Source organism: Streptomyces sp. NBC_00386, from assembly GCF_036063235.1.
In the GTDB taxonomy this organism is placed as follows: Bacteria; Actinomycetota; Actinomycetes; order Streptomycetales; family Streptomycetaceae; genus Streptomyces.
Genome location: NZ_CP107950.1, coordinates 8152717 through 8178267, shown reverse-complemented (window position 1 = coordinate 8178267; position 25551 = coordinate 8152717). Strand labels below are relative to the sequence as shown.

The 25551-nt window shown below is 71.0% G+C and carries 27 protein-coding genes; 10 read left to right on the top strand and 17 right to left on the bottom strand.

Annotated features, from left to right (window positions below; translation table 11 throughout):
- The first annotated feature begins 10 nt into the window (after nt 1-10).
- A complete protein-coding gene (locus tag OG780_RS36050) occupies nt 11-346 on the top strand; it encodes a DUF6332 family protein (protein WP_328455297.1) in 336 nt (111 codons plus the stop codon).
- On the opposite strand, the gene OG780_RS36045 is transcribed toward OG780_RS36050, so the two are convergent.
- The 3 genes from OG780_RS36045 to OG780_RS36035 form a co-directional block, all read right to left on the bottom strand.
- On the bottom strand, nt 307-972 hold the full coding sequence (locus OG780_RS36045) for a response regulator transcription factor (protein WP_328455295.1): 666 nt from the start codon (nt 970-972) through the stop codon (nt 307-309). The genes OG780_RS36050 and OG780_RS36045 overlap by 40 nt on opposite strands.
- Nucleotides 969-2207, bottom strand: a complete 1239-nt coding sequence (locus tag OG780_RS36040) for a sensor histidine kinase (RefSeq protein ID WP_328455293.1) — start codon at nt 2205-2207, stop codon at nt 969-971. Before OG780_RS36040 ends, OG780_RS36045 begins: the two co-directional genes overlap by 4 nt.
- A gap of 224 nt (nt 2208-2431) precedes the next feature.
- Nucleotides 2432-3160, bottom strand: coding sequence for a TetR/AcrR family transcriptional regulator (locus tag OG780_RS36035; protein ID WP_328455291.1), 729 nt, complete (start codon nt 3158-3160; stop codon nt 2432-2434).
- Between the two features lie 227 nt (nt 3161-3387).
- On the opposite strand from OG780_RS36035, the gene OG780_RS36030 reads away from it, so the two are divergent.
- Nucleotides 3388-3837 (top strand): nitroreductase family deazaflavin-dependent oxidoreductase, encoded by a 450-nt coding sequence (locus OG780_RS36030; RefSeq protein WP_328455289.1) that lies wholly within the window; start codon nt 3388-3390, stop codon nt 3835-3837.
- A gap of 239 nt (nt 3838-4076) precedes the next feature.
- Here OG780_RS36030 and OG780_RS36025 read toward each other — a convergent pair whose 3' ends face one another.
- Entirely contained in the window at nt 4077-5333 is a 1257-nt protein-coding gene (locus OG780_RS36025) for a geranylgeranyl reductase family protein (RefSeq protein ID WP_328455287.1), read from the bottom strand.
- A gap of 175 nt (nt 5334-5508) precedes the next feature.
- Between OG780_RS36025 and OG780_RS36020 the strand changes: the two genes are divergently transcribed.
- Entirely contained in the window at nt 5509-6864 is a 1356-nt protein-coding gene (locus tag OG780_RS36020; RefSeq protein WP_328455285.1) for a dipeptidase, read from the top strand.
- Between the two features lie 215 nt (nt 6865-7079).
- Here the strand turns inward: OG780_RS36020 and OG780_RS36015 are convergent, their stop codons facing one another.
- The 3 genes from OG780_RS36015 to OG780_RS36005 all read right to left on the bottom strand — a co-directional run bounded on the left by OG780_RS36015 (nt 7080) and on the right by OG780_RS36005 (nt 9687).
- Nucleotides 7080-8120: an NUDIX hydrolase gene (locus tag OG780_RS36015; RefSeq protein WP_328458622.1), complete on the bottom strand. Its 1041-nt coding sequence runs from the start codon at nt 8118-8120 to the stop codon at nt 7080-7082.
- A gap of 128 nt (nt 8121-8248) precedes the next feature.
- Complete coding sequence (locus OG780_RS36010; RefSeq protein WP_328455283.1) at nt 8249-8446, bottom strand: hypothetical protein; 198 nt, start codon at nt 8444-8446, stop codon at nt 8249-8251.
- A gap of 287 nt (nt 8447-8733) precedes the next feature.
- Nucleotides 8734-9687, bottom strand: a complete 954-nt coding sequence (locus OG780_RS36005) for an ROK family protein (RefSeq protein ID WP_328458621.1) — start codon at nt 9685-9687, stop codon at nt 8734-8736.
- A 238-nt stretch (nt 9688-9925) separates the two neighbouring features.
- On the opposite strand from OG780_RS36005, the gene OG780_RS36000 reads away from it, so the two are divergent.
- The gene (locus OG780_RS36000; protein WP_328455281.1) at nt 9926-11008 is read left to right on the top strand and encodes a LacI family DNA-binding transcriptional regulator; all 1083 of its coding nucleotides are present in this window, start codon (nt 9926-9928) and stop codon (nt 11006-11008) included.
- Nucleotides 11009-11132: 124 nt separating this feature from the next.
- Here the strand turns inward: OG780_RS36000 and OG780_RS35995 are convergent, their stop codons facing one another.
- Entirely contained in the window at nt 11133-12437 is a 1305-nt protein-coding gene (locus OG780_RS35995; protein WP_328455279.1) for a DUF6986 family protein, read from the bottom strand.
- A 217-nt stretch (nt 12438-12654) separates the two neighbouring features.
- Between OG780_RS35995 and OG780_RS35990 the strand changes: the two genes are divergently transcribed.
- Nucleotides 12655-13554 (top strand): endonuclease/exonuclease/phosphatase family protein, encoded by a 900-nt coding sequence (locus tag OG780_RS35990; RefSeq protein ID WP_328455277.1) that lies wholly within the window; start codon nt 12655-12657, stop codon nt 13552-13554.
- Nucleotides 13555-13641: 87 nt separating this feature from the next.
- Here OG780_RS35990 and OG780_RS35985 read toward each other — a convergent pair whose 3' ends face one another.
- From OG780_RS35985 to OG780_RS35970, 4 genes are all read right to left on the bottom strand, one after another.
- The gene (locus OG780_RS35985) at nt 13642-14604 is read right to left on the bottom strand and encodes an electron transfer flavoprotein subunit alpha/FixB family protein (RefSeq protein ID WP_328455275.1); all 963 of its coding nucleotides are present in this window, start codon (nt 14602-14604) and stop codon (nt 13642-13644) included.
- A gap of 96 nt (nt 14605-14700) precedes the next feature.
- A complete protein-coding gene (locus OG780_RS35980; protein WP_328455273.1) occupies nt 14701-15486 on the bottom strand; it encodes an electron transfer flavoprotein subunit beta/FixA family protein in 786 nt (261 codons plus the stop codon).
- A gap of 230 nt (nt 15487-15716) precedes the next feature.
- The gene (locus OG780_RS35975) at nt 15717-16226 is read right to left on the bottom strand and encodes a flavin reductase family protein (RefSeq protein ID WP_328455271.1); all 510 of its coding nucleotides are present in this window, start codon (nt 16224-16226) and stop codon (nt 15717-15719) included.
- Between the two features lie 242 nt (nt 16227-16468).
- Nucleotides 16469-16882 (bottom strand): TlpA family protein disulfide reductase, encoded by a 414-nt coding sequence (locus tag OG780_RS35970; RefSeq protein ID WP_328455269.1) that lies wholly within the window; start codon nt 16880-16882, stop codon nt 16469-16471.
- Nucleotides 16883-16957: 75 nt separating this feature from the next.
- On the opposite strand from OG780_RS35970, the gene OG780_RS35965 reads away from it, so the two are divergent.
- Entirely contained in the window at nt 16958-17374 is a 417-nt protein-coding gene (locus OG780_RS35965) for a DUF4395 domain-containing protein (protein WP_328455267.1), read from the top strand.
- 185 nt (nt 17375-17559) lie between these two features.
- A complete protein-coding gene (locus OG780_RS35960; protein WP_328455265.1) occupies nt 17560-18288 on the top strand; it encodes a lysophospholipid acyltransferase family protein in 729 nt (242 codons plus the stop codon).
- A 36-nt stretch (nt 18289-18324) separates the two neighbouring features.
- On the opposite strand, the gene OG780_RS35955 is transcribed toward OG780_RS35960, so the two are convergent.
- The 4 genes from OG780_RS35955 to OG780_RS35940 form a co-directional block, all read right to left on the bottom strand.
- Complete coding sequence (locus OG780_RS35955; RefSeq protein WP_328455263.1) at nt 18325-18897, bottom strand: transglutaminase domain-containing protein; 573 nt, start codon at nt 18895-18897, stop codon at nt 18325-18327.
- Between the two features lie 82 nt (nt 18898-18979).
- A complete protein-coding gene (locus OG780_RS35950) occupies nt 18980-20053 on the bottom strand; it encodes a threonine aldolase family protein (protein ID WP_328455261.1) in 1074 nt (357 codons plus the stop codon).
- Complete coding sequence (locus OG780_RS35945; RefSeq protein WP_328455259.1) at nt 20050-20805, bottom strand: SDR family NAD(P)-dependent oxidoreductase; 756 nt, start codon at nt 20803-20805, stop codon at nt 20050-20052. Before OG780_RS35945 ends, OG780_RS35950 begins: the two co-directional genes overlap by 4 nt.
- Before the next feature lie 41 nt (nt 20806-20846).
- Nucleotides 20847-22244 (bottom strand): DUF6421 family protein, encoded by a 1398-nt coding sequence (locus OG780_RS35940; protein WP_328455257.1) that lies wholly within the window; start codon nt 22242-22244, stop codon nt 20847-20849.
- Between the two features lie 445 nt (nt 22245-22689).
- Here OG780_RS35940 and OG780_RS35935 point away from each other — a divergent pair, with 445 nt between their 5' ends.
- Nucleotides 22690-23373: a glycerophosphodiester phosphodiesterase gene (locus tag OG780_RS35935; protein WP_326789309.1), complete on the top strand. Its 684-nt coding sequence runs from the start codon at nt 22690-22692 to the stop codon at nt 23371-23373.
- A 120-nt stretch (nt 23374-23493) separates the two neighbouring features.
- Here the strand turns inward: OG780_RS35935 and OG780_RS35930 are convergent, their stop codons facing one another.
- On the bottom strand, nt 23494-24036 hold the full coding sequence (locus OG780_RS35930; RefSeq protein ID WP_328455254.1) for a GNAT family N-acetyltransferase: 543 nt from the start codon (nt 24034-24036) through the stop codon (nt 23494-23496).
- A 154-nt stretch (nt 24037-24190) separates the two neighbouring features.
- On the opposite strand from OG780_RS35930, the gene OG780_RS35925 reads away from it, so the two are divergent.
- Nucleotides 24191-24577: a VOC family protein gene (locus tag OG780_RS35925; protein WP_328455252.1), complete on the top strand. Its 387-nt coding sequence runs from the start codon at nt 24191-24193 to the stop codon at nt 24575-24577.
- Between the two features lie 192 nt (nt 24578-24769).
- Nucleotides 24770-25537 carry a VOC family protein gene (locus OG780_RS35920; RefSeq protein ID WP_328455250.1) on the top strand — a complete coding sequence of 256 codons (768 nt, stop codon included), beginning with the start codon at nt 24770-24772 and terminating at the stop codon, nt 25535-25537.
- The last annotated feature ends 14 nt before the right edge of the window (nt 25538-25551 follow it).

Genomic DNA, 25551 nt, shown 5'->3' with positions numbered 1-25551 from the left:
GACTCGGTCCATGAGCAACAACGGTGGACACCGCGGCAGTTACGGTGGCAGTACAAGAGCAACGCGCGCGCGGCGCACCCAGGCGCAGCGCGACGCCGTCACCGTCGAGATCGGATACGCCCTGGCCAGCGCGGTGTTCGTCGCGGCGGTCGCCTTCGGGGTGGTCACCGGGCCCGCCCTCTTCCTGGACCTGTCGTCCGGCGCGGTGCACGCGCTCATGACCGCGGGCGGCACCCTGGCCACCGCCCTCTTCGCGCTGCGGGTCGCCACCGTGCTGTTCCGGTTCCACCAGGAGGCCGCCGCTCCTCAGCCCAGCCAGCCGGGCCGCACCAGCCCCGACTCATAGGCGAGCACCACCAGTTGGGCTCGGTCACGTGCCCCGAGTTTCACCATCGTCCGGCTGACATGGGTCTTGGCCGTGAGCGGGCTGACGACCAGGCGGCGGGCGATCTCGTCGTTCGAGAGCCCGATGCCGACCAGCGCCATCACCTCCCTTTCCCGCTCCGTGAGTTCGGCCAGGGTCGCGGCCGACTCGGGCTCCTTCGAGCGCGCCGCGAACTCGGAGATCAGCCGGCGCGTCACCCCGGGCGAGAGCAGGGCGTCGCCCTCGACCACCGCCCTTACCGCGCGCAGCAGTTCATCGGGCTCGGTGTCCTTGACCAGGAAGCCGGAAGCACCGGATCGGATGGCCTCGAAGACGTACTCGTCCAGCTCGAAGGTGGTGAGCATGACCACCTTCACGTCCCCGAGAGCCGCGTCGCCGGTGATCCGGCGCGTGGCGGCGAGGCCGTCCAGCACGGGCATCCGGATGTCCATCAGGACGACGTCCGGGCGCAGTTCACGCACCGCGCGCACCGCCGCCTCGCCGTCGGCGGCCTCCCCGGCCACCTCGATGTCCGGCTGCGCGTCGAGCAGCGCCTTGAAACCGGCTCTGACCAATGACTGATCGTCGGCGAGCAGTACGCGGATCACCGGTTCTCCTCCTTGGCCTTCCACGGCAGTACGGCCAGCACCCGGAACCCTCCGTCGTCACGCGGACCGGCCTCGATCGTGCCACCCAGCGCGGCCGCCCGCTCGCGCATGCCCGCGAGCCCGTTTCCGCTTCCGCCCGCGTCCGCGCCGGTGGCCGGACCGTCGTCGTCGATCCGCAGCCGCAGCACACCCCGCTCGTGATCGAACCGCACCCGTGCCCGGCGCGACCCCGAATGCCGTACGACGTTGGTGAGCGCTTCCTGGACGATGCGGAACGCGGCGAGGTCGGTGCCGGGCGCCGGTGCCGGGACCTCACCCTCGATCTCGACCGTGAGACCGGCGCTCGCCGCCTGCTCGACCAGTTCGGGAAGCCGGTCGAGCCCGGGAGCGGGCGCGCGCGGTGCCTCCCCGGGTGTCCTCAGTGTGTCGAGCACTTGCCGGACCTCTCCGAGCGCCTCCTTGCTGGCCGCCTTGATGGTGGTGAGCGCCGTGCGCGCCTGTTCGGGGTCGGAGTCGAGGAGCGCGAGGCCGACGCCCGCCTGGACGTTGATCACCGAGATGCTGTGCGCCAGCACGTCGTGCAGTTCGCGGGCGATCCGCAGCCGTTCCTCGTCCGCGCGCCGCCGGGCGGCCTGCGCGCGCTCGGCCCGCTCACGGCTCCACTGCTCACGGCGCACGCGCACCAGTTCCGACAGTGCCACCACCGCCACGGCCCAGGTGGCGATGCCGATCTCCTGCATCCAGGACGGCGGGTGGTCGCCCGTCGGGGGCAGCCGGCGGTACAGCCAGTGGGCGACCAGGAGGTGCCCCGCCCACAGCAGGCCGAGCGCCGTCCAGGCCGCTCTGCGGTGTCCGGCGACCACGGCACTGAAGCAGCCCACCGCGACGGGAAGGAAGACCGGCCCGTAGGGATATCCCGCGGCCACATAGACCAGGGCCACCGCGGCTGTCCCGAACACGACGAACACGGGGTGGCGCTGCCGCCAGAGCAGCAGGCCGGAGCCCACCAGAAGGAGCGCCCGGGAGAAGGCGTCCAGCGCGAGCCGGTCGCCGTGCTGGGCGTGGGCCGCGAAGTTGGAGCCGATGAGCACGAAGGCGGTCAGCAGCAGCGTGGAACGCCACGGCCATCGCGCGCGGCGTCCCTCGTCGTCCCAGCGGTCCCGCCCGTGCGGCCCGTGCCACCATCGCGACGGACCGCCCCACGCCGGTGCCGCGGGTGTGTGCTGCTCTTCCATGGCCGTCACGCTAGACGGCCGACCGCGGCGGCGGCGTCCGCCGGGCGAGGTGATCACCCGTACTCCCCACGGAGTACGACGCCGTCGAGGCCCGGCCTGCACCGAGGGCGGCTTGCTCTACGCCGAAGGCGACGACCCGGGCCACACCGAGGTCGACCGGTCTCCGTCGAGGGCGGCCCGGCCAGCACCCATGGCGGCCCTGGCGACGTCGAAGGAGGTCCCCTCTACGTCGAAGGCGACCCGGCGGCGGTCTCGCCCGGCTCCGGGTACACCAGCCCCACCTCGTGCGCGAGCCGTCCCACGGCGTGCCGGAAGAACGGCTCGCGGTCCTCCACGACCCGGTTGAACTGGCCGAACAGTTCGAACCCGATCAGCCCGTAGAGCTGCGCCCACGAGGCCACCAGCGCCACCACCACCTCGGCCGGCAGATCGGGCGCGAGATCGGCGGCCATCCGCTGTGCCTCGGCCTTCAGTCCGACAGGCAACGGTGCACGGGCCACACCCTTGCCCCGGTACGCGTCCCGGACGACTCCGATCAGGAGCAGGCCGACCCGGGAGGCGGACGGAACGGTCTCCTGCGGTGCGACGTACCCGGGGACGGGCGAACCGTAGATGAGCGCGTACTCGTGCGGATGCTCCAGCGCCCAGCGTCGCGCCGCCGTGCACACGGCGATCCAGCGCTCCCGGGGGCCGACGGCGGCCACCTCGGCGTGCGCCGACTCGGCCGCCTCGCCCAGGGAGTCGTACGCGTCGATGATGAGCGCGGTCAACAGGTCGTCCCGGCTGGGGAAGTACCGGTAGAGCGCGGAGGAGACCATCCCCAGCTCGCGGGCGACGGCCCGCAGGGAGAGTTTGGCGGCACCCTCCGCGGCGAGCTGTCTGCGCGCCTCGTCCTTGATGGCCGCCGTGACCTCGATCCTGGCTCGGGCACGTGCCCCTCGCGCGGTACTCATACGGTGCAGTGTCCCATGCTTTCAGAGCAGTGCACACAAACGAGAGCAGCGATCCGAAAGTGGATCGATGCTCCACTTCATGATCGGCAGCAACAAACGAGAGCGGCGAACAAAAACGAGAGCACTGCTCTTGCATTGGATCATCGATCCGATGCAGACTCTTCTCAAGCGAGAGCGGTGCTCACAAAACAGATCGGCGCTCTCAACACACGCCCCGAGAGGTAACCGTGTCCACACACGTCCAGAAGCCCGGCTGGTTCACCGTCAACGTCTTCAACCGTGCCGTGGTCTGGATCACCAGGCGCGGACTCAGCGTCTGGGGCTCACGCGTCCTGGCCGTCCGGGGCCGCAAGAGCGGCGAGTGGCGGACGACCCCGGTCAATCTGCTCATCGTGGACGGTGAGCAGTACCTCGTCGCACCCCGCGGTCATGTCCAGTGGACGCACAACATGCGGGCGGCCGGCGGAGGCGAGCTGCGCCTCGGCAAGAAGGTCGACGCCTTCACCGCCGTGGAGGTGACCGACGACGACAAGGTGTCGCTGCTGCGCGCCTACCTCAAGCGCTGGAAGGCCGAGGTCGGTGTCTTCTTCGGCGGCGTCGGCCCCGACTCGTCGGACGAGGAGCTGCGGCGCATCGCTCCCGACCACCCGGTCTTCCGGATCACGGTCACGAGCTGACACCGGTCACGCCCCCAGGGCCTGTCCGACGATTCCCGTCCGCTTCGCGACGGCCTTCGGGTTCGCGACGCCCTTCGGGCGACGACGGGAATCGTCGGACAGGTCCTTGCGCTAGTGCCGCGACAGGCAACGTTCGCCCTGTCGCGACTCCCGGCACGCTCCCCCAAGCTCTCGGCTTCGCTCGAGCAGGGGCCCCCATGACGCCGCTCCTTGACAGGCAAACGTTGCCTGCCGCGGCACTAGTCCTCGGCTCCTTCAGCCACCTGGGGCCGGCGGTCGAGGGCTGTCAGGGCCCGCCCGACCGTCGGATGGGTCCGGATGATCTCCCCGAGCGTGGTGGAGCCGCGGGTGATCCCGGTGAAGGCCTTCCACACCGGGCGCAGGCCGGTGAGTCCCGCGTGGAACATGCCGGGGCGGCGCTCGAAGGCGCCGAGCAGGCGCTTGCCGACGCTCATCTCGACGCCGAGCCCCGCCTTGATCGCGAAGGCGTAGTTCAGTGCCTGCCGCCGTGCGTCCACGGCGTCGTGCGACTCGGCGATCCGTACCGCCCACTCGCCCGCGAGCCGCCCGGAGCGCAGCGCGAACGAGATGCCCTCACGGGTCCAGGGTTCGAGCAGTCCCGCCGCGTCGCCGCAGACGAGCACCCGGCCCCGCGACAGCGGTGAGTCGTCGGCGCGGCACCGCGTCAAGTGGCCCGAGGAGATGGACGGTTCGAAGCCGGCCAGGCCGAGCCGGGCGATGAAGTCCTCCAAATACCTCTTGGTCGCGGCACCTTCACCGCGCGCGGAGATCACGCCGACGGTGAGCGTGTCCCCCTTGGGGAAGACCCATCCGTAACTCCCGGGCATGGGGCCCCAGTCGATCAGGACGCGCCCCCGCCAGTCCTCGGCGACCGTCTCCGGCACCGGGATCTCGGCCTCCAGGCCGAGATCGACCTGGTCGAGCTTCACGCCGACGTGCGCTCCTATCCGGCTGGCACTGCCGTCGGCACCCACCACCGCCCGCGCCAGGACGGTCTCGCCGCCCTGAAGGACCACGGCCACGGTGCGCCGGTCCGGCACCGCCGAACCGTGCTGCTCGACGCGCGAGACCGTGGCACCCGTACGCAGCTCGGCGCCCGCCTTCTGCGCGAACTCGACGAGTTGCTGGTCGAACTCCGGACGGTTGATCAGCCCGAACAGCATGTGCCGGGACCGCCTGGTACGGGCGAACCGGCCGTCCATCGAGAAGGTGACCGCGTGCACCCGGTCCCTGAACGGCAGCTCGAAGCCGGGGGGCAGTGCGTCGCGCGAAGGGCCGATGATGCCGCCGCCGCATGTTTTGTAGCGGGGCAGTTCGGCTTTCTCCAGCAGCAGGACGCTGCGTCCCGCGACCGCTGCCGCGTAGGCGGCCGAGGCACCCGCCGGTCCTCCACCGACGACCACGACGTCCCACACCCGCTGTTCGTCGTCCGCCGTACGCCGCTCGTCGTCCGCCGAAGAGTTCTCGCTGCTCACGTTGGTCTACTGCTCCCAGTCCAGCCGTTGCCGCACCTGTCCCCCGCATCCTACGGCGGGCGTCACCGCAGGCCGCTGTGGGAGGATCTGCAACGGATGCGTCCTGTACACCAGTCCGCATCACTCGATCATCTGTACACAGAAGTACAACGTCGCACCTACAAGGAGCGTGCCCATGTCGTCGAATCCGGTCGCCGAGACCGTCGCCTCGCTCATGCCCCGGGCGAAGGCGGAACTCACCGAGCTGGTGGCTTTCAAATCGGTGGCGGACTTCGACCAGTATCCGAGGAGCGAGAGCGAGGGCGCCGCGAACTGGATCGCCGACGCGCTGCGCTCCGAGGGCTTCCAGGACGTGGCACTGCTCGACACCCCGGACGGCACACAGTCGGTGTACGGCTACCTGCCGGGCCCCGAGGGCGCGAAGACGGTCCTGCTGTACGCGCACTACGACGTGCAGCCGCCACTGGACGAAGCGGCCTGGACGACGCCTCCGTTCGAGCTGGTGGAGCGCGACGGCCGCTGGTACGGACGGGGCAGCGCCGACTGCAAGGGCGGTGTCGTCATGCATCTGCTGGCGCTGCGTGCCCTGAAGGCGAACGGCGGCGTTCCGGTGCACGTCAAGGTCATCGCCGAGGGTTCGGAGGAGCAGGGCACCGGTGGTCTGGAGCGGTACGCCGAGGAGCACCCGGAGCTGCTGACCGCCGACACCATCGTCATCGGCGACGCCGGCAACTTCCGGGCGGGCCTGCCGACGGTCACCGCGACCCTGCGCGGCATGACCCTCGTACGGGTGCAGGTGGACACCCTCGAGGGGAACCTGCACTCGGGCCAGTTCGGGGGTGCGGCGCCCGACGCTCTGGCGGCGCTGATCCGCGTCCTGGACTCGCTGCGGGCGAAGGACGGTTCGACGACCGTGGACGGCCTGGCGGGCGAGGCCGCGTGGGACGGGCTTCAGTACGAGGAACAGGCGTTCCGTGAGGACGCCAAGGTGCTCGACGGGGTGGAGCTCATCGGCTCCGGCACGGTCGCCGACCGGGTCTGGGCGCGTCCGGCCGTCACGGTGCTCGGGATCGACTGCCCGCCGGTCGTCGGCGCGACGCCGTCGGTGCAGGCGGGTGCCCGTGCGCTGATCAGCCTGCGGGTGCCGCCGGGCGTGGACGCGGTCGAGGCGACGAAGCTGCTGGAGGCGCACATCGAGGCGCACACGCCGTGGGGCGCGCGGGTGAGCACCGAGCGGATCGGACAGGGCCAGGCGTTCCGCGCCGACACGTCCAGCCCCGCGTACGCGTCGATGGCCGAGGCCATGGCGGTCGCCTACCCGGGCCAGAAAATGCAGTCGGCGGGCATGGGCGGCTCGATCCCGCTGTGCAACACGCTGGCCTCGCTGTACCCGGAGACGGAGATCCTGCTCATCGGCCTGAGCGAGCCGAAGGCGCAGATCCACGCGGTGAACGAGAGCGTCTCGCCGGACGAGCTGGAGCGTCTGTCGGTCGCCGAGGCGCTGTTCCTGCGGAACTACGCGGCGAGCTGATCGTCCCCGGACGCGGCCAGGGCCCTCGTCAGCGCGCGAGGGCCCTGGCCATGTCCGGTCGTTCACCCCGAGGAATCCCTCGAAGGACCCATGGGTCACCTCGGCGGAAGTCGGCTCGGCGTCCGTCGATGGGGCCGATGGGGTCACGCCGATAAAAGCCGCAGTACGAAAGCGCCGGTGCGGGAAGCCGTCGCACCGGCGGTACGGGCCCGGTGTCAGCCGAGCGGCACTCCGGCCTCCAGGTACAGCGCCGCGCCGCGCTCACGGGCCCGCAGAGCCCAGCGGAGCCGTTCGTAGCGCACGGGCGGCAGCAGGTCGGCCGCCTCCTGCTCGGTGACGAAGCGCCAGCCGCGGAGTTCCGGTCCCGGCAGCAGGAGCCCCCGGACGGCCTGTTCGTCGAGGTGTCCGCCGTCGAAGAGGAGCCGCAGACCGCCGTAGCCGGGCGGTGCGGGCGATTCCCAGTCGACGACGAGCAGCGTGGGCACCTCGTCGAGGGTGATGCCGGTCTCCTCGGTGACCTCGCGCATGCCCGCGCGGGCGGGGGCCTCCCCGGCCTCGACGACCCCGCCGGGGAACTCCCATCCCGCCTTGTAGGTGGGGTCGACGAGCAGGACCCGGTCGTTCTCGTCGAAGAGGAGCACCCCGGCGGCGACCGTCTCGGCGGTGGGTTCGGGAGTCTGCACGATGTCGCACACGGGTGCCTCCCCGGTGCGTACGGCCTCGGCGACGCGCAGGGCGGTGTCGTACGGGGTGAGCGTGCTGGTGTCGACGGGGTGGGCGTCGGCCGTCAGCCAGGGGAGCGCGGCCCGGTAGGGCTCGATGTGGTCGTAGGACCACTGGCGCACGCGCATCTCGCCGTCGGGCAGGTCCGGGGGCACCTCCCGCCCGGCTATTCGCTCCCGCAGGATCGTTTCCGCCGGGGCGAGAAGCACATGGCGTACGGGAATCCGGCGCGCGGCGAGCCCGCCGAAGATCTCGTCGCGGTACTCCTGGCGCAGCAGGGTCATGGGGACGACGAGAACGCCGCCGAGCTCGGCGAGCAGGGCGGCCGCGGTGTCGACCACGAGCCGGCGCCAGACCGGCAGGTCCTGGTAGTCGCCGACCTCGGCGAGGTGCTTGGCCGGGAGCAGCTGCGTGAGTGTGCCCCCGATGACCTCGGGGTCGAAGAGCGTGCTGTTCGGGATCAGCTCGATCAGTTCCCGTGCGGTGGTGGTCTTCCCCGCACCGAACGCACCGTTGATCCAGACGATCACGATTCCCCCTCTTCTGCTGGACCCCTGAGGCTTGCCCGCTCCACCCTGCCACGGAAACCAGCCGCTGATGAGGGCGTCGGCAAGGCGACGCCGGTGCCCCCGCGGGGACACCGGCGTGACGCGGCGGTCCTTCAGCCGTTCTGGCCGCCGAGGGCGCCCTCGTCGACCGCCAGGCTGTCGGTACCGACGGTGTGATCGACCGAGCTGAGCGTGTCGTTGGCGTTCAGATCGCTCAGGGTGTCCCCGCTCAGGGCGTGGGACGGGGTGATCGCCGCGACGACGAACCCGGTGGCGAGGGAGGCGATGGCGAGCATGCTGCGCTTCTTCATGCCCGGTTCAACTACGAAGGCCGGACGGAGTCACGGTGCACCGGTCACGTTCATCCGGACACCTCCCCGCGGACCATGCCCGGGCGCCACCAGGTCAGACCCGGGCCCAACCCGACACCACCAGGTCACGCCCGAGCCCTCACGTCCCACCCCACCGGATCAGACGCGTGCCCAGTCCGAGGCCACCGCACCACCCGCACGCGTGACAGGCCCGAGGCCACCGCACCACACGCGTGACGAGCTCAAGGCCACCGCATCAGACGTGTGACAGGCCCGACGCCACCGGATCAGACGCGGGCCGCAGCCGAGCGCGACCTGCGGGTGAGTGCCGCCGCGGCCGCGCCGACCAGCCCGGCGTCGGTGCCCATCAGCGCGGGCGTCACGGTCAGCCGCCGGACGAAGGACAGCGTCGCGTAGTCGGCCAGTGCCCGGCGCAGCGGTGCGAGGAGCACGTCGCCCGCCTTGCCCACTCCCCCGCCGATCACTGCGATGTCGATCTCCACCAGGGTCGCGGTCGCCGCGATGCCCGCCGCGAGAGCCTGCGCGGCCCGCTCGAAGGAGGCCACGGCGACCGGGTCACCGGCGCGGGCCGCTTCGGCGACCGCCGCGGCCGAGGTGTCGCCGTCGGGACCGGGCTGCCAGCCCTCCTCCAGCGCACGGCGGGCGATGTTCGGGCCGCTGGCGATGCGCTCGACGCAGCCCCGGGAGCCGCAGGGGCACAGATCGCCGTCCAGGTCGACACTGATGTGCCCGATGTGGCCCGCGTTTCCGGTGGGGCCCGCGTGCAGCTGCCCGTTCAGGACGAGCCCGCCGCCCACGCCGGTGGACACCACCATGCACAGCGCGTTGTCGTGACCCCGGGCGGCACCCTGCCAGTGTTCGGCCGCGGTGATCGCCACACCGTCGCCGATCAGCTCGACGGGCAGCCCGCCCGCGGCCTCGGAGGCCCGCTCGACCAGCGGGTAGCCCCGCCAGCCGGGGACGTTCACCGGGCTCACCGTGCCCGCGGAGGCGTCCACCGGCCCGGCACTGCCGATGCCCAGGGCTCCGACCCTGCTCCACAGCGGGGAGACCGTGAGCTCACCGATGACGTCCTCGACGGCGCGCATCACGGTGTCGCCGTCCTCCTTGGCCGGCGTCGGGCGCTGCGCGCGCAGGAGAATCCGGCCGTGGCCGTCCACCAGCGCTCCGGCGATCTTGGTGCCGCCGATGTCGAGCGCGGCCACGAGGTCGGTGTGCATCAGTTTCAGGTCTCCCATGGGGTGTCGTGACGGGCCCGCCGCGCCGCGGGTCCGGGGTCTCCGGCCGGGAAAGGTTCAGGATCGGGCCCCGTCGTACGCCGCGCGGGGTGCGCCGACGGACCACGGGGACCGTGCGCCCTGGGGAAGACGCAGGCCGGAGATTGCGGTGGACAGTGTCTCCCGCATCTGACAACGTTGTCCAGGCTCTATGCTCGACGCCACATCCTCATACAACCCCATGGACCTACGCATCCCCGTGGACGACAGGACAGGACAGCACATCGTGGCCGAGACCACCCGCCGATCCGAGAACCGCTACGGAAACCGTCCGACCATGAAGGACGTGGCGGCGCGTGCCGGAGTCGGCCTCAAGACGGTCTCCCGCGTGGTCAACAGCGAGCCCGGGGTCACCCCGGACACGGAGCGGCGCGTCCAGGAGGCCATCGAGGCGCTGGGCTTCCGCCGCAACGACAGCGCCCGGGTGCTGCGCAAGGGCCGTACCGCGAGCATCGGGCTGGTCCTGGAGGACCTCGCGGACCCGTTCTACGGGCCGCTGAGCCGCGCGGTCGAGGAGGTGGCCCGGGCGCACGGAGCCCTGCTGATCAACGGTTCCAGCGCGGAGGACCCGGACCGGGAGCAGGAACTGGTCCTCGCGCTGTGCGCGCGCCGTGTGGACGGGCTGGTCGTGATCCCGGCCGGCGACGACCACCGCTATCTGGAGCCGGAGATAAAGGCGGGCGTGGCCACGGTCTTCGTGGACCGCCCGGCCGGGCGGATCGACGCCGACGTCGTCCTGTCGGACAGCTTCGGCGGCGCCCGGGACGGTGTCGCCCACCTGATCGCCCACGGCCACCGCCGGATCGGCTTCATCGGTGACATGCCCCGCATCCACACCGCCGCCGAGCGGCTGCGCGGTTACCGGGCCGCGATGGAGGACGCCGGGATACCGGTCGAGGGCGACTGGATGTCTCTCGGCGTCACCGATCCGCAGCGCGTGCGCAAGGCGGCCGAGGACATGCTGTCCGGCCCCTCCCCCGTCACCGCGGTCTTCGCGGGCAACAACCGGGTCACCGTGACCGTCGTCCGGGTCATCGCCGAGCGCGGCCGCCCCGTCGCCCTCGTCGGTTTCGACGACATCGAGCTCGCCGACCTCCTGGAGCCCGGGGTCACCGTCGTCGCCCAGGACGCCGCCGCCCTGGGCCGCACCGCCGCCGAACGCCTGTTCCGTCAGCTCGACGGCAGCCTCATCGCCCCGGAACGCATCGAACTCCCGACCCGCCTGATCACCCGCGGCTCGGGGGAACTGCCGCCGGCGCGTTGAGCGGCACTCCCCGGGCCCGAACGGGAGCCCCGCCCGGCTCGGGTCCAGGGAGTGCCTGAGGCCCCCACGCGCGTTTCCCGGGACCACAACGGCGGGACGAGTCACCGGCCAGGAGGACGTGTCGTTACTGGCCCGACGCTGTCAGATCCCCCCGCCGCGGCCTGGCGAACCCCTCCAGTTCGTGTCGGGTCAGGCCCGACTCGCGGGTCACCTCCGTCGAGGTCAAGGCGCCGCAGTCCAGGCCGCGGAGGAGGTAGCCGCTGAGGGCCTTGGCCGTGGCGGGTTCGTCCATGACGTCGCCGGAGGCGTGGCCGGCGTAGCGGGAGAGGCGGGCGGCGGCCTGTTCGAAGCCCTCGCGGTAGAAGGCGAAGACGGCCGCGTAGCGGGTCGGGATGTGGGCGGGGTGCATGTCCCAGCCCTGGTAGTAGGCGCGGGCCAGGGCGCGGCGGGTGAGGCCGTAGTGCAGGCGCCAGGCGTCGTGGACCTTCTCGGTGGGGCCGACGGGCAGGACGTTGGTGGAGCCGTCCGAGAGGCGTACGCCGGTGCCGGCGGCCGCGACCTGCATGATCGCCTTGGCGTGGTCGGCGGCCGGGTGGTCGCTCGACTGGTAGGCGGCGGAGACGCCGAGGCAGGCGCTGTAGTCGAAGGTGCCGTAGTGCAGTCCGGTGGCGCGGCCCTCGGCGGCCTGGATCATGCGGGCGACGGTGGCCGTGCCGTCCGTGGCGAGGATGGACTGGCTGGTCTCGATCTGGATCTCGAAGCCGATCCGGCCGGGTGCCAGGCCGCGCGCCTTCTCGAACTCCTCCAGGAGCCTGACCATCGCGGTGACCTGCCGCGCGTACGTCACCTTGGGCAGAGTGAGGACGAGACCCTCGGGCAGGCCGCCCGCGTCCATCAGGCCCGTCAGGAAGATGTCGAGGGTGCGGATGCCCCGGTCGCGGACCGGCGCCTCCATGCATTTCATGCGGATGCCCATGTACGGGGCCGCGGTGCCCTTCTCGTACGCCTCGGCGATCAGCCGGGCCGCGCGGGCCGCCGTCGCGTCCTCCTCGGTGTCCGGGCGCGGGCCGTAGCCGTCCTCGAAGTCGACGCGCAGGTCCTCGACGGGTTCGCGCTCCAGCTTGGCGCGTACGCGGTCGTAGACGGGCCCGGCGAGGTCGTCGGCGAGGCCGAGGACGGCGGCGAAGGACGCGGCGTCGGGGGCGTGTTCGTCGAGGGCGGCGAGGGCACGGTCGCCCCAGGCTCGGACGGTGTCGGCGGCGAACGCGTCTCCGGGGACGTACACGGTATGGACGGGCTGGCGGGTGCCGGGGTCTCCTGGATAGCGGCGCTCCAGCTCGGCGTCGACGGGGGCGAGGGAGGCGCCGACCGCTTCGGTGACGGCGCCCGGGAGGCTCGTCGCCACCTTCTCCTGCTGACCGTGGCCCATCCGGCACCCTCCTGTTTTCCGCAGTACGGAATCAACAATCCGTTGAATGAAGTTATCCGGCGGGCTTCCCGCGGGTCAACACCCTCGTGGACCGCGGGACACGCCATGGCCCTGCCGCGTTCACTCCAGTCCCGCTCGCCCGGGGCAGACTTCCCCGGTTCCTTCTTCCCCTCTGGTGGTGCGCGCCCCATCCTGACCCGCGAGCGAAGGAGTACACGTGCCCGACTCCAGCAGAGTGACCCAACGCGCGGGGCTCAGAAACGCGGTGGCCGCCGCTGTCGCCCTGCCCTTGCTCACCACCGCGCGGGCCTCCGCCACCCGACGCCCCCGCCCCCGCCCCCGTCTCGACGTCATGACCTACAACCTGCGCTTCGCGAGCGCCGTGGAGCCCAACAGCTGGGCGGTGCGCCGTCCGGTGATGCGTGAGCTGCTGCGCCGTACGCGGCCTCACGTCATCGGCACCCAGGAAGGCCTCTACCAGCAACTGCTCGACATCGAGGCCGACCTCGCGCCGCACTACGAGTGGATCGGCACCGGCAGGGAGGGCGGCAGCGGCGACGAGTCCGTGGCGCTCTTCTACGACACCCGGCGTCTGGCCCCGCTGGAGCACGACACGTTCTGGCTCTCCGACACTCCCCGGGTGATCGGCTCGAACACCTGGGGCGCCGCGCTCCCCCGCATCGCCACCTGGGTGCGTTTCCGCGACCTGGCGGACGGCGGGCGGCAGTTCCACGTCCTCAACACCCACCTGGACCACGCGAGCCAGTACGCGCGGGCACGGGCCGCCGCTCTCGTCGCCGAGCGGATCGCGCGGTTCGACCCGTCCCTGCCGTGCCTGGTGACCGGCGACTTCAACGCGCCGGCGCACCGGAACGAGGTCTACGACATCCTGCTGGGCGCCGGACTCACCGACACCTGGGACACGGCCGCCTCGCGGAGCAGGCTCTACGCGACCTTCCACGGCTACGCGCCGCTGACGCCGGACGGCGACCGCATCGACTGGATCCTCGCGGGCCCCGGCGTCGAGGTGCACCGGGCGTCGATCGACACCTTCTCGCTGCACGGCCAGTTCCCGAGCGACCATCTGCCGGTACGGGCCTCGCTGACCCTGGGATGAAGGGGGCCGGTGGCGGGATGCTCCTCGGATGCGCGAAGGCCCCCGCGACCGGTGCGGTCGCGGGGGCCTTTCTCAGCGCTGCGGGGATCAGCCCTTGCGGGTGTTGATCTCCTCGGTGAGCTGGGGGACGACGTCGAAGAGGTCGCCGACCACTCCGTAGTCGACCAGGTCGAAGATCGGCGCCTCGGCGTCCTTGTTGATCGCCACGATCGTCTTCGAGGTCTGCATGCCGGCGCGGTGCTGGATGGCGCCGGAGATGCCGGAGGCGATGTAGAGCTGCGGCGAGACGGACTTGCCGGTCTGGCCCACCTGGTTGGTGTGCGGGTACCAGCCGGCGTCGACCGCGGCACGCGAGGCACCCACGGCGGCACCGAGCGAGTCGGCGAGGTTCTCGATGACCGAGAAGTTCTCGGCGCCATTGACGCCACGGCCGCCGGAGACGACGATCGCGGCCTCGGTCAGCTCGGGGCGGCCGGTCGAGGCGCGCGGCGTGCGGGCGGTGACCTTGGTGCCGGTGGCCTTGTCGGAGAAGGTGACCGTCAGGGCCTCGACCGTACCGGCGGCCGGGGCGGCCTCCACTGCCGCGCTGTTGGGCTTGACCGTGATGACCGGGGTGCCCTTGGAGATGCGGGACTTGGTGGTGAAGGAGGCGGCGAACGCGGACTGCGTGGCCACCGGACCCTCGTCCCCGGCCTCCAGGTCGGTGGCGTCGGTGATGATGCCCGAGCCGATGCGGACCGCGAGGCGGGCCGCGATCTCCTTGCCCTCGGCGGAGGACGGCACCAGCACGGCGGCCGGGGAGACGGCGTCGTACGCGGCCTGGAGCGCGTCCACCTTCGGCACGACGAGGTAGTCGGCGTACTCGGCGGCATCGTGCGTGAGGACCTTCACCGCGCCGTGCTCGGCGAGCACGGCCGCGGTGTTCTCGGCGCCGGAACCCAGCGCGACGGCGACGGGCTCGCCGATACGGCGGGCCAGCGTCAGCAGTTCGAGGGTGGGCTTGCGGACGGCACCGTCCACGTGGTCGACGTAGACAAGAACTTCAGCCATGGGAATGCTCCTGCGGATTGCGAAGTCTGAGGGCGGTGAGCGGGGTGGGCCTTGGCCGCTGCGACGGTCCGGGGGCGCGCCCCGGACCCGCGGCGACTAGATGAACTTCTGGCCCGCGAGGAACTCGGCGAGCTGCTTGCCGCCCTCGCCCTCGTCCTTGACGATCGTTCCGGCGGTGCGCGCCGGACGCTCGGTGGCCGACTCGACCTTGGTCCAGGCACCCTCGAGACCGACCTCGTCCGCCTCGATCTCCAGGTCGGACAGGTCCCAGGACTGAACCGGCTTCTTCTTGGCGGCCATGATGCCCTTGAAGGACGGGTAACGCGCCTCGCCCGACTGGTCGGTCACCGACACGACCGCGGGCAGGGAAGCCTCCAGCTGCTCGGAGGCGGTGTCGCCGTCACGGCGGCCCTTGACCACGCCGTCCTCGACCGAGACCTCGGAGAGCAGCGTGACCTGCGGTACACCCAGGCGCTCGGCCAGCAGCGCCGGGACGATGCCCGCGGTGCCGTCCGTGGACGCCATGCCCGAGATGACCAGGTCGAAGCCGGCCTTCTCGATCGCCTTGGCCAGCACCAGCGAGGTGCCCACCGCGTCGGTGCCGTGCAGGTCGTCGTCCTCGACGTGGATGGCCTTGTCGGCACCCATGGACAGCGCCTTGCGCAGCGCGTCCTTCGCGTCCTCGGGACCGACGGTCAGCACGGTGATCTCCGCGTCGTCCGCGTCATCGGCGATCTGCAGCGCCTGCTCGACGGCGTACTCGTCGAGCTCGGACAGCAGGCCGTCCACGTCGTCACGGTCGACGGTCAGGTCATCGGCGAAGTGCCGGTCGCCAGTGGCGTCGGGCACGTACTTCACAGTGACAACGATCCTCAAGCTCACGCCGGCTCTCCTACTGCATCGTCATTTCTGGGCTGCCTTCTTTCAGGCAGCATAGGCGCCTGAAGCGGCCGATCCCGGTCGGGGCGGCCCGCGCTCCGAACGAAATATTACTCACCAGTACACCCACTGGGCACACACTAAGCAAGCGCTTTGGACTGTGACCTTCGCAACGCTGTGTAACCAGCGAGTAGAACCGGCGAGTAGCAAAGCCGCCGCCCCGGCCTGCGGGTTCAGTCGCGCAGGCCGTTGAACCGGCCCTGGTGGTACAGGAGGGGGCCACCCGCGCCCGAGTGATCGCCCAGCACGACCTCCGCCAGGACGATGCGGTGGTCGCCCGCCGGCACCCGGGCCACGACACGGCACACCAGCCAGGCGAGGACGTCGTCGAGCACGGGAACTTCCTCGGGCCCCTTACGCCAACGGGTGGGCGCGCCGAACCGGTCGGCGCCGCTGCGGGCGAAGGTGGCGGCCAGCTCCCGCTGGTGTTCGCCGAGCACATGCACGCCGACATGGCCGGCCTCGGATATCGCGGGCCAACTGGAGGCGCCGGTGCCGATGCCGAACGAGACGACCGGGGGCTCGGCCGAGACCGAGGTGAGCGAGGTGGCGGTGAAACCGACGGGACCGCGGGCACCCGAGGCCGTGATCACGGCCACACCGGCCGCGTGCCGCCGGAACACGGAGCGCAGCAGATCCGGTGAGGCGGGCCGTGGGGTACCGAGGCCGGGCATGGCCGTCATGGAGCTGTCCTTCTGCGATAGCCGACGTGAGGTTCCCGCCGCTCGGGCGGAACCGGGGGCGGGAGACGGTCCTTGACCGGTCAACAGCCCGGACCGCGCGCGCCCGCGGCGCGGGACGGGTCCATGCAGGCGAACTCGGGAAGAAGGCTGTGCGGTGACATACGGTCAGGCTGACGAGAGGCGGCGGGCGCAGTCAAGGGCGTACGGGCATGTGGGAGATGGCTCACCATGATCGCCGCCGGTCAGACGGCCTCGCCGAGCGCCGCGATGACGTCCGCCTTGCGCGGCTGCCCCGTCGCCCGCCGCACGATCCGTCCGCCGGCGTCGAGCACGAGCACGGTGGGTGTCTTGAGGATGCCGAGATCGCGTACGAGGTCCAGGTGGTCCTCGGCGTCGATCTCCACGTGCGACACGCCGGGGACCATGCCGGCCACCTCGCCCAGCACCCGCCGGGTGGCCCGGCAGGGGGCACAGAAGGCGCTGGAGAACTGCACGAGCGTGGCCCGTTCCCCTAGCGTCTGACCCAGTTCCGCCGCGCCGAGCCGCTTTCCGCCGTCGCGCCCGCTCACCCGCACCCTCCCGCTCCGCCACCGGTGCAGCACTCCGTAGACGCTCGCCGCCGCGAGCACCGCCACGCACACCACAAGTCCGTTCATCCCCTGCACAAGCATTCACGAGACCGCAAAGATTCCCGGGGTCACCCGGCGCCCCGGGTGCGGAATGCTTGATTCATGGACATCGACACAAGAGGACCGCGGTTCGGCGCGGCGGTCACCACCGTCGTGCTGGCGGTCACGCTGATCACGGGGAGCGTCTGGCTGCTGGCGTGGCAGACACTCGCCTTCGCCCTGGGCGCCGCGGGCGGTGTGACCCGCTCGCCGTACGGCTGGGTCTTCAGGAAGGCCGTGCGGCCGCGACTCGGCCCGCCGACAGAGTTCGAGTCGCCGGAGCCTCCACGGTTCGCGCAGGCGGTCGGCCTCGCCTTCGCGGCGGTGGGCCTGATCGGCTGGATCGTGGGGCCCGCGTGGCTGGGCTCGGCGGCAACCGCGTGCGCCCTCGGCGCGGCGTTTCTCAATGCCGCGTTCGGGTACTGCCTCGGGTGTGAGATGTACCTGGTCGTACGACGCGTGACGGTACGAGCAAAGTAAAGGTGAGTTAAAACCCCGAGGTGGATCAAGGGGCGACGTGACGAGGATCTCGCCGTTCCACGGCACCAGGGCTGGCCACCCGTCCGTTCTTCGGGCACGATCTGCGCATTGCCGTAAACCTACGGCAGCGTAACTTTCCCGCCGGGAGACCCCTTCCCAGGCAGAGAGAAGGGTCCACCCCGTCCATGGCAGAGCTTGTCTACCGCCCCGTCGTCGGCCTCGCCCAAACGCTCTTCAAGGCGTGGGACCTCAAGATCGACTGCAAGGGATCGGAGAACATTCCGCGCTCGGGCGGCGCCGTGCTGGTCAGCAACCACATCAGCTATCTGGACTTCATCTTCGACGGCCTGGCCGCTCTGCCGCAGAAGCGCCTGGTGCGTTTCATGGCGAAGGAGTCGGTCTTCCGGCACAAGATCTCCGGTCCGCTGATGCGGGGCATGAAGCACATTCCCGTGGACCGTGCCCAGGGCGAGACGGCGTACCAGCACGCGCTGGATTCGCTGCGTTCCGGTGAGATCATCGGCGTCTTCCCCGAGGCGACGATCTCGCAGTCGTTCACGCTGAAGAGCTTCAAGTCCGGTGCCGCGCGCATGGCCCAGGAGGCCGGCGTCCCCCTCATCCCCATGGCTCTGTGGGGCACACAGCGACTGTGGACCAAGGGCCACCCGCGCAACTTCAAGCGCAGCCACACCCCGATCACCATCCGGGTCGGCGAGCCGGTGGAGGCCCCGAAGGACCAGTACGCGGGCGCCATCACCCGGCGGCTGCGCGAGCGGGTCCAGGAACTGCTCGAATCGGCCCAGCGCGCCTATCCCGTACGCCCCAAGGGGCCGGACGACACCTGGTGGATGCCCGCCCACCTCGGCGGTACCGCGCCGACCCCGGAAGAGGTGCGCGCGGCCGAGGCCCGCTGACCCCTTCCCCTCACCGCGAAGGACGCTTCCCCCGCCTCACAGCGCGAGGGGAAGCGTCCGGAGCAGGGCCTCCCGGCCCGGGGCCGCCTTCATGGCGCCGACCACCGCCGGGTGAGGTTCGGTGTACAGGTCCGGATAGTCCAGTTCGCCACTGTCCGGGTCGGGCGTGAAGGCGAGCCGTTCGCCGTCGAGCGAGAACCGGGCGTCCACACCGGGCTTGTTGCCCCGGGGGTCCTGCCGGTGCCAGGCGCCGTCGAGACGTACGGCGACGAGACCGTGCAGCACCTCGAACTTCTGGTAGCAGAACGCGGTGGGAATGTCCTCGGCCCGCAGCAGCGCGGCCAGCGCGTGCGCCTTGGCGTGACAGATGCCCGTGCGCCGCTCCAGGACGTCGGAGGCGCGCCAGGTGACCCGCGGATCGCCGGAATCGACCGAGTGCGGGATGGTGTCCCGCACGAATTCGAACGCCGATCGCGCATAGGCATACGAGTCGACGGATCCCCTGGCGAGTCGTGCGGCCGTCTCGCGGACGAGGGGATGACCGTGGTCGACAACCTCGTCGGCGGCCAGATAGGCGGACAGGTCGCTTGTTCTCTGGATCAGCTCCATACCCGTAGAGCATAGGAATGCGACCGCCCGAAATCAATAACTTTTCGAGCTGTCGCATATCTATGCATGCTGTGCGGTCCTGCTACTGCTGAGCCATCTCTTCCTTGAGCGCCGCCACGAAACCGTCGACGTCGTCCTCGGTCGTGTCGAAGGCGCACATCCAGCGGACGTCGCCCGCGCTCTCGTCCCAGAAGTAGAAGCGGTAGCGCTTCTGGAGCCGCAGGCTGACGTCGTGCGGGAGCCGGGCGAAGACCGCGTTGGCCTGGACCGGGTAGAGGATCTCCACTCCGTGCACGGCGCGGACGCCCTCGGCGAGGCGCTGGGCCATCTCGTTGGCGTGCCGGGCGTTGCGCAGCCACAGATCCTTGGCCAGCAGCGCCTCCAACTGCACCGACACGAAGCGCATCTTCGAGGCGAGCTGCATGGACAGCTTGCGCAGGTGCTTCATGTGGCTGACGGCGTCCTGGTTGAGGACGACGACCGCCTCGCCGAACAGCGCGCCGTTCTTGGTGCCGCCCAGCGACAGGATGTCGACGCCGACCGCGTTGGTGAACGTCCGCATCGGGACGTCCAGGGAGGCGGCGGCGTTGGATATCCGGGACCCGTCCAGGTGCACCTTCATGCCATGCGCGTGGGCGTGGTCGCAGATCGCGCGGATCTCGCCGGGCGTGTACAGCGTGCCCAGTTCGGTGTTCTGGGTGATCGAGACGACCTGCGGCATCGCACGGTGCTCGTCGTCCCAGCCGAACGCCTGCCTGTCGATCAGTTCGGGCGTGAGCTTGCCGTCGGGCGTGGGCACCGTGAGCAGCTTGAGGCCGCCCATGCGCTCGGGGGCACCGCCCTCGTCGACGTTGATGTGCGCGCTCTCGGCGCAGATCACCGCGCCCCAGCGGTCGGTGACCGCCTGGAGCGCGACGACGTTCGCGCCGGTGCCGTTGAAGACCGGGAAGGCCTCCGCGCCGGCACCGAAGTGGCTGCGGATGATCCCCTGCAGGTTGTCCGTGTAGTCGTCCTCGCCGTACGCGACCTGGTGCCCGCCGTTGGCCAGGGCCAGGGCGGCGAGCACCTCGGGGTGGGCCCCCGCGTAGTTGTCGCTGGCGAAGCCGCGGACGGCCGGGTCGTGATGACGCCGGGCGTCGGTCTTCGGAGGGTTCACGGCTTCTCGGTCAGCCACAGGCGCTTTCCGTTCACTTCGGCGGCGGGCCGGTCCCAGACTCCGACGATGGCCTCGGCCAGTTCCGTGACGTCCGTGAAGCCCGCGAACTTCGCGTTCGGTCGCTCGGCGCGCATCGCGTCGTGCACCAACGCCTTCACCACCAGGATGGCAGCGGCGGACGTCGCGCCCTCCGCACCCTCGGCGATGCCGGCCTTGCGGAAGTAGTCCCCCATGGCCAGGGTCCACGCCTCGGCGGCGGCCTTGGCCGCGGAGTAGGCGGCGTTGCCCGCGGTGGGGTTGCTCGCGCCGGCGGCGCTGATCAGCACGTACCGGCCGCGGTCGCTGGCCTGCAGCGCCTCGTGGAAGGCGAGCGTGGTGTGCTGCACCGTGCGGATCAGCAGGAGTTCGAGCAGGTCCCAGTCGTCGAGAACCGTCTTGGTGAAGGTCTCGCTGCCGCGCCAGCCGCCGACGAGGTGGACGAGCCCGTCCACCCGGCCGAAGTCCTTCTGGATGCGCGCGGACCAGTCGCGGGTCGACTGGAGGTCCAGCAGATCGACGGTGTCACCGACGACGGTGGAGCCGCCGTGCGCGTAACGGGCCGCGTCGACGGCCTCCGCCAGCCGCTCCGGGTCGTTGTCCGCGCCGATCACGGTCGCGCCCGCCTCGGCGAGCCTGAGCAGCGCCGCACGGCCGGCGGGTCCACCCGCACCCGCCACCGCGATCACCGCACCGCTGAGAGCCCCGTTCCCCATGGTCTTCGCCTCCTGAGCAATGTTCTCGCTACCGCGGTCGGTCACGCGGCGACCCGCTCGGAGCCGGCCGCGGTGATGCCCTTGGTGGAGGCGATCACGTTCTTCAGCTTCTTGGAGAGCGCCTCATAGAACATGCTCAGGGGAAACTCGTCCGGAAGCACGTCGTCCACGAGCTTGCGCGGCGGCTGCGACAGGTCGAGCGCGTCCGGGCCCTTGGCCCAGCGGGAGCCCGGGTGCGGGGCGAGGTAGGTGGAGACCAGCTCGTAGGCCTTGAACCAGTGGACGAGCTTGGGGCGGTCGATGCCGGCCCGGTAGAGGTCCTCGATCTCGGAGCACAGCTGGTTGGTGACCTGCGGGGCGCGCTGCCAGTCGATGTGCAGCTTGTTGTCGGTCCAGCGGACGACGTCGTGCTTGTGCAGGTAGGCGAAGAGGAGCTGGCCGCCGAGACCGTCGTAGTTGCGGACACGGTCGCCGGAGACGGGGAAGCGGAACATCCGGTCGAAGAGCACCGCGTACTGCACGTCGCGGCCGTGCTCGTTGCCCTCGGACTCCAGCTTCACGGCCTCCTTGAAGGCGGTGAGGTCACAGCGCAGCTCCTCCAGGCCGTACATCCAGAACGGCTGGCGCTGCTTGATCATGAAGGGGTCGAACGGCAGGTCGCCGTGGCTGTGGGTGCGGTCGTGGACCATGTCCCAGAGCACGAAGGCCTTCTCGCAGCGCTCCTGGTCGTGGACCATGGCCGCGATGTCCTCGGGCAGTTCGAGGCCCAGGGTGTCCACGGCGGCGTCGGTGACGGCGCGGAAGCGGGCGGCCTCGCGGTCGCAGAAGATGCCACCCCAGGTGAAGCGCTCGGGTGCCTCGCGCACGGCGATCGTCTCGGGGAAGAGGACGGCGGAGTTGGTGTCGTACCCCGCGGTGAAGTCCTCGAAGGTGATGCCGCAGAACAGCGGGTTGTCGTAGCGGGTGCGCTCCAGCTCGGAGAGCCATTCGGGCCACACCATGCGCAGCACGACCGCTTCGAGGTTGCGGTCCGGGTTGCCGTTCTGGGTGTACATCGCGAAGACGACCAGGTGCTGGAGGCCGTCCTCACGCTTCGCGGCGGGCTGGAAGGCCAGCAGCGAGTCGAGGAAGTCGGGCACCTGGAAGCCGCCGTCGGCCCAGCGGCGCAGGTCCTTCACGAGCGCCTCGTGGTAGGCGACGTCGTGGGGCAGCAGCGGGGAGAGCTCGTCTATCGCCTCCGTCGCACGGCGCACGGCGGATTCGACGTCGGCGGCGGCGGGGGCGCCGTCCGCCTCGAAGTCGATGGAGCCGTCCGTGGACTGCCAGGGCCGGATCTGCTCCACGGCAGCCTTGAGCACGGGCCATGCCGGGTGCTCCACCACCCTGGCCACGGGAGGAACCCGCTCCTCCGAACCCACCTGCACAAGAACTTCCGTCATGTCCCATCCTCCACAGGAAAACCTCGCGTATGGACACCGTATGTATGCGAGGTTCCGTTACGCAAGTGGGAACCCGGGAGATTATCCTGCGCACCCCCCACCTTCACCGCTCTTTTTCCTGTTCGACACCGTCGATGCGAGACATGCATCCCAGCGTCCCGTCGGCCGGCGGCTGTCGCCGCCCGCTCCTCCGGCTTCCCTCACCCTGGCGGCGCACGCGTGGCCCTCGTCACGAAGGGGACCGCGGGGTCGCTTCGCGCGTCCGCACCCCCGGTACGGCGCCCGGGGGCGGCACTCGCCGCGCCGTGTGAATCCGACACTCCCATTGGACGGCGTAGGAACGGGTACACAGCACAGCCAGGCCATTAGGCTGCGGCCTGGCGCGTGGCCGCCCCGCCGGAACCACGCGCGCGCCGAGCCGCCGTCGACGGAAGCGAGTCGAATCTTGAACTTCCTCACCATCGGTCATCGCGGAGTGATGGGTGTCGAGCCCGAGAACACCCTCCGCTCCTTCATCGCCGCCCAGAACGCGGGCCTCGACCTCATCGAACTCGATCTGCACCTGAGCAAGGACGGCGCCCTCGTCGTCATGCACGACGCCGACGTGGACCGTACGACCGACGGCTCGGGGCCCATCGCCGACAAGACGCTCGCGGAGCTGCGCGCGCTGGACGCGGGACACGGCGAGCGCGTCCCCGTCTTCGAGGAGGTCCTGGAGGCGGTCAGGACGCCGTTGCAGGCCGAGATCAAGGACGTGGCGGCGGCCAGGGCGCTGGCCGAGGTGATGCACCGCAAGGACCTGGTCGGGCGGGTCGAGGTGTCGTCCTTCCACGACGAGGCGATCGCCGAGACCGCCCGGCTGGTGCCGGGGGTCCGCACCGCGCTGATCGCCAGCCGCTACGGCACCGACGTGGTGGACCGCGCCGTCGAGGCCGGCGCCGCGACCGTCTGCCTCAACATCCGCAGGCTGAGCCTGGAGGTCGTCGAACACGCCCGCAAGGCCGACCTGAAGATCATCGGCTGGGTGGTGAACACCCAGGACCACCTCCGGCTGGTACGCGCTCTGGAGCTGGACGGCGCCACGACCGACTACCCCGAGATCAAGCGCACAGGCCGCTTCACGGCGTAGCCGGACGAAGCGCGCCGCGCCGTCCGCGGCGACACGCACGGGCCGTTCGGCGAGGACGCGCCGAGCGGCCCGGCCGACGGCGGGTACGTTCCCGCCGAGCGGCCCGGGCCCGGACAGGTCCTAGACGAGCGGCTTGACCAGCAGTTCGAAACGCAGGTCGTCGCGCTGGGGAACACCGAAGCGCTCGTCGCCGTACGGGAAGGGCGTCATCTGTCCCGTACGGCGGTAACCGCGCCGCTCGTACCAGGCGATGAGGTCCTCGCGTACGGAGATCACGGTCATGTGCATCTCCGTGGCGCCCCACACCTCGCGGACGGTCCGCTCCGCCTCGGCGATGATCACCTTGCCGAGCCCGCCGCCCTGGAGCGCGGGACTGACCGCGAACATGCCGAAGTAGGCGTGGTCGCCGCGGTGCTCCAGCTGACAGCAGGCGACGAGCGCGCCGTCCCGCTCCACGGTCAGGAGGCGGCTGTCGGGTGCCTCGACGACGGCGCGGACCGCGTCGGCGTCGGTCCGCTGCCCGTCGAGGATGTCCGCCTCCGTGGTCCAGCCGACCCGGCTGGAGTCCCCTCGGTACGCCGATTCGACCAGCGCGACCAGGGCGTCCACATCGCTGTCGACGGCGTCGCGGAAGGTCGGTCCGGTGGCGGCGGCGGTTTCCATGGCAGCGGTTCTCCGATCGGTGGCGCGGCTGGGCACGCCCGAGCGTAACGCGCCCCCGGGACCGTCCGGCCGGCCGGTCGCGGGGTATGCCGCCGTGCCCCGGACGGCACGACGGCGATGTGCGCACCACACACAGGCCGTAGGCTCCGGACGCATGGTGCATGTACTGAGCAGCCGGACTCTTCTGCGTCCGACCGACCCGGAACGCTCGCGCGTCTTCTACGGTGAACAGCTCGGCCTCGCCGTCTACCGCGAGTTCGGTACGGGCCCCGAGCGCGGGACCGTGTACTTCCTCGGCGGTGGCTTCCTGGAGGTCGCCGGACGCTCCGGGACACCGCCCTCCCCGGCACTGAAACTGTGGCTCCAGGTCGCGGACACGGCGGCGGCCCACGAGGAACTGACGGCCGCCGGCGTCGAGGTGCTGCGGGGGCCGGTGCGGGAGCCGTGGGGACTGATCGAGATGTGGATCGCGGACCCGGACGGGACCGAGATCGTGATCGTCGAGATCCCGGCCGATCATCCGCTGCGCCACCGGCCCTGAGTCCCCGGCCGAACGGGCCCGCCGGACCCGCGGATCGTCCCGCACCACCGGTGTACGGGCCCGGGGTGCCCCGCGTCCCCGGCGCACGGGGACGGCCACGGGACCGTCGCGGCATCCGGAACCGGTGTCCGGATGGCCGGTGCCGCACGGCAGGCTTAGCGTGCTGAGGGGGCTCGCTGCGGAAGGAACGTCATGAAGCTCGACAGGCCGGTGCCCGGCGGACCCTGCTGGACGGAGCTCGGTACCGACGACCTGGAGGGCGCCAAGGCCTTCTACGCCGATCTGTTCGGCTGGCGCCCGGAGACGGACCCGCGTCAGGAGGCGGGCGGCTACACCGTCGCGCACCTGGGGGACGCGGCCGTCGCGGCGATCACCCCGATCTACCAGGAGTCGCAGCCCGTCGCCTGGAACGTGTCGTTCGCCGTCACCGACGTGGACGCGACCGCGGCGGCCGTGCAGGCCGCCGGCGGAACCCTCGCCCTGGCCCCGATGGACGTGCTGGACGTGGGCCGTTTCGCGGTCGCCTTCGACCCGGGCGGCGCCGTGTTCCAGATGTGGCAGGCGCGGGCCTTCTCCGGGGCGGGGCTGTTCAACGCGCCCGGCGCGCTCGGCTGGGTGGAACTCCTGACCCGGGCCCCGGACCGGGTGACCGAGTTCTACACGACGGTGTTCGGCTGGACCGTGAGACCCTCGGAGCACTACCCGCAGTGGGGCGTCGACGGCGCCGACTTCGGCGGCATGGTCACGATGGACGAGAACTTCGCGCACGAGGTGCCCTCGCACTGGCTGCCCTACTTCGCCGTCGAGGACGTGGACGCCACGGCGAACGCGGTCCTCATGGCGGACGGCCACCTGCTGATGGAGCCCGTCTCGCAGCCGGGTGGCAGCCGGCGCCTGGCCGTCGCCCGGGACCGGCAGGGCGCGGCCTTCGGCATCTACTCGGAGGGCGAGAAGCACTGACCCCGGCCGGAACG